Here is a 3,805-nt window from a genome sequence, read left to right on the forward strand (position 1 = left end):
ACGTTCAGCTTTAACTTCCTTTATTATCGTTGACGCTCAGAGCGTCAAAAACACCGCTACTGCTGAAAACAAAGGTTACGACGCTGGTAAGAAAATCTCGGGGATTAAGCGCCATCTGGCAGTTGATATCAATGGCTTTCCGCAGGCCATTCACATGACGCGAGCGAACGTCTCTGATCGAGACGGGGCCAGTGCAATGATCGCTTTACATGCCATGCATTTACGCCAGGTTCAAAATGTCTTAGTTGATGGTGGTTATTCAGGCGTTAATTTTCAGCTCGATGTAGCCAGTAATTTAAACGCAACCGTGCAGGTTGCGAAGCGCAATGAGTTGCATCGATTCGAAGTCATGCCCCAACGTTGGGTAGTCGAACGATCTTTTAGTTGGCTAGAGAATTGTCGGCGACTTTGGAAAAATTGTGAGCGTCAATTAACCACCAGTCTGCAAATGGTCGTTTTAGCGTTTTTAGCACTATTACTTAAGAGATTTTAGACAGCTTCTTAGTAATAAAATTGTTTTTTAGATTTTATGTTTGGCTTTTTCGCTCTACCCCGTTGTTAATGCAATTATTTACGGGTCTTATTTATTAGGTTCCATTTCATCGGCAAACTTTTTCAAATATTTTTTTCTCGGTGTAATTTTGTTCGTTATCTTTTCCTCTGTATTGCTTTCTTTATTTAACTTATATTTATTTATAATATAATAGTTTGCTCTATAAGCTAGCAAAAAAACGCAATATTATTTATTTAATATGTAACTAGTGACTAGATACAAGTAACTTGTTACAAGTATCTAATTACTAGTTACGAGTTTTTGGAATAAAAAACAACCCCCAAAATGAGGGCTGTTAGCGATTAATCTATTGGGTATTTTTCTAGCAGGTGGAGCTTTTTAATTCCAGCTTCTAGAATTTCATCAATTATTTCTACTTTTGTTTTATGCTGCTCAAAAGCTATACGGTTAATCAAATCATATTTACTTTCTTTGATCCTTAATGGTCTCGTTTTTTCATCTTTAGCAAAGGGGCTTTTGCCTATTGAATCTTTAGCTTTTATTTGATCTAGCAAACTTTTTTTCTCGGCCATTTATTTATTCCCCTTCCATTCTTAAAATTGCTTCATCAAGGACTTGTTCATACATATATAAAGCACGTTTGTCCCATAAATCTTCATCAGTAATTCCTGAGCGGCCAAATCTTTTAACTCTCTCACGTTGAAAAACATTGTAATGGAATAAAGCTACACCTAGAGTCTTCTGGGCATCTTCAATAATTTCATTATCTACCTTGCCATTAACTTTTACTAAATATTGGATTACTCCTAATAAATCAAATTCAGAACTATAACCCTCAGATAAATCTTGTAAATATGAAATGAATTTTAATGTACTTGAATAAGCTTGCTCCTGTGTTTGCAATACAGCAATTACATAATCTGAAGCTAAGATAGCATTATTTGTATACTCAGATAAAGTAGGCGGTGTATCTATCAGAATATAATCATAGTTGTCTTTAATAGGTTTAAGCAATTCTCGTAATAAATATTTACGCTCTTCTTTTTTAAAATCTTCTAGCATATCTGGTAAACCTACAAGTTTCCAATCGCCTACCAACATATCTAAACTACCTGTAAAATGAGTGATTGACTGTGTTAAATCTGTATTCTTTAATCCTGTAAAGAAACTTTGTTTAGGTTCAATGATGTTATCTGGGAATGTTTTAGCAATTATTTCAGAAGCATTAGCTTGTGGATCAAAATCAATAAGTAATACTTTCTTATTTTTTTTAGTAGCAAGCAGATATGCAAACAATACGTTAGTTGTACTTTTACCTACGCCACCCTTAAAATTTGAAATAGTAATAGTTTTTGTCAACTTTGCACCCCTTTCAAGTAACAAGTAACTTGTATTCATTGCAATATTAACATTGCTATATCAATATTACAATAATAATTGCGTAAATAGTTTTGTAACATGGCACAAGTAACATGATATTTGTTACTTGTTACAAGTAACTTGATACTTGTAACAAGTAACTTATAGAAAGAAAAACCATTATAGCAACATATAAAACATTGACACTCATATAATTGCATGTTATATTTTAACCAATAAAAAAAGAGCTTACCTAAATTAATAGATAAGCTCCTACATAAAAAGAAAAAGCCACCCAATATTGGTAGTATTGGAATGACCCAAATCAGTTATTTTAGTTATACGGTCTTATTCTAGCATGTTTTATCAACATGTTCAATGTGGTGATTTTCAAAACTCAGGAGACAAGCTGAGCGATAGGTTAATAGTACATAGGTTTCATATTTCGATATGTGACAGCTGCTTATGGATGAACGCTAAAAAGTAGACACCTGGTGAACTCAGCCAGAACTTCACAAAAATAAATGAGTAGTCTATAGCTTCTGTAATCTGACCTGTAGGCTGGGTTCAGGGCCAACCTGCAGACTAGAAGCTGCTGCCTAATGGCTTGAGTGGTAACATGAATGAGTCTTAACATACAGTAAGGGCATGTTTTTGCTGGTGAGTTTAAAACTTAATTGTTAAGATAGCTGTAAGAAGCTGAAACTAGATTACTTGTGAGTGAAGCGAGGGAAAACCTCAAAAACTGAGCTACACGTTATTTTTTTGTTTTTCTCTGCAAAATTAAGGGGAAAACTTTGCTCGTTACGCTTCAGGCTTCCTAAAAACTAAGCCAGCGGGTGCTGATTGTCAACTTATTATTGAGATTTATTGAATAACTTGTTAAGAATGTAAGTGAGGTTTCAAAGTAGGGGACTTGAAATTCACAAGTTCAGAAAGTTAAGTTAATAAGAATCTTGCGAAGTAAAATAACTATATCAATTTTAATTAAGAAATTGTGAAAATTAGTAAGTTAATTTTAAGTTGCTGAGTTTACTAAGTCGGAGTTAGCAAATATAGTTAAACTTGGTAAAGATTATAAGTTTACTGATATGAGTAAGGGTGGTCAGACATTTGAATTTTTAGAAGGCCAAAATACTAAATATTTAGCTAGGCTTAATGGTTGGGAATGCAATGTAAGAAAATATTATAATTTAAAACGAGATTAAACAAAAACACCTAGAAATTAATCTAGGTGCTTTGTGTCTACTCCTTGTTATTGTGTTCTAACCATAAAAGGAATAGAACTATAACTAGAGTAGCAGGTATGGAGATTGTCATTTTGACTTTCACCACCTAGCATACAGTTTAATTAAAGGTAATCAGCCTTGTACTGTAGCCAGTAATTAGTATAGCATATTGGACTTAGCAAGTAGGTCATGATAGTATAACTATAGGTATGGAGATAGTCATTAAGACTACACCGCTTCAGTGGACTCAATCAATCCACGTCACTCATGGACTCTCAGACTTAACTCTCTGAGGGTCTATTTTTATTGTAAAAAACAGTTTCTAATCTGCTTAAGCTCTATCTTTATCAATTCTCCCTCAACATCTTCTAGGATAATTACATTGTCTTCAAAGTCTCTAATACAACCTCCTAGTTGAGTAATTTCATAGTCGCTAGTAACTTGGTTTAATTGCAGCGTTATAGGTTTGTTGTATTCCAAGCTTAGTTTTAACTGCTCCTAAGTCAATATTTGGTACATGTTTTTCTAGACACTTGTTCTGATTCTTTCAGTGTTGAACCAATTAATATAATTTGAGATTCTGAGAATTAAGTCCTTAAAGCTTGAGAAGTGCGTTTGAAAAACAAATTCTCGTTTTAATAATGAGTGAAAAGCTTCTATTTGGCTATTATCGTAAGGATATCCTTGCTTAGAATATGAATGG

Annotated in this window: 4 protein-coding genes and 1 pseudogene; 2 read left to right on the top strand and 3 right to left on the bottom strand. The window is 33.6% G+C overall.

Features of this window, described 5'->3' with window-relative positions; all coding sequences use genetic code 11:
* Positions 1–493: IS5 family transposase (locus FD20_RS12195; RefSeq protein ID WP_156660841.1), on the top strand; the 493-nt coding region annotated here is incomplete at its 5' end.
* Positions 494–498: 5 nt separating this feature from the next.
* Positions 499–573, top strand: a pseudogene (locus FD20_RS13925) (cysteine ABC transporter permease); the annotation flags it as partial.
* 282 nt (positions 574–855) lie between these two features.
* Here the strand turns inward: FD20_RS13925 and FD20_RS12200 are convergent.
* The 3 genes from FD20_RS12200 to FD20_RS13150 form a co-directional block, all read right to left on the bottom strand.
* Complete coding sequence (locus tag FD20_RS12200) at positions 856–1,086, bottom strand: hypothetical protein (protein WP_057738856.1); 231 nt, start codon at positions 1,084–1,086, stop codon at positions 856–858.
* 4 nt (positions 1,087–1,090) lie between these two features.
* The gene (locus FD20_RS12205; RefSeq protein ID WP_083489150.1) at positions 1,091–1,873 is read right to left on the bottom strand and encodes a ParA family protein; all 783 of its coding nucleotides are present in this window, start codon (positions 1,871–1,873) and stop codon (positions 1,091–1,093) included.
* Positions 1,874–3,627: 1,754 nt separating this feature from the next.
* Positions 3,628–3,805: IS3 family transposase (locus FD20_RS13150; RefSeq protein WP_157060935.1), on the bottom strand; the 178-nt coding region annotated here is incomplete at its 5' end.

Source organism: Liquorilactobacillus uvarum DSM 19971 (assembly GCF_001434935.1).
Lineage (GTDB): Bacteria > Bacillota > Bacilli > Lactobacillales > Lactobacillaceae > Liquorilactobacillus > Liquorilactobacillus uvarum.

Bases quoted from the DNA above. Each gene is read 5' to 3' on its own strand.
- FD20_RS12200 (WP_057738856.1), bottom strand. From the start codon at position 1,086: ATGGCCGAGAAAAAAAGTTTGCTAGATCAAATAAAAGCTAAAGATTCA.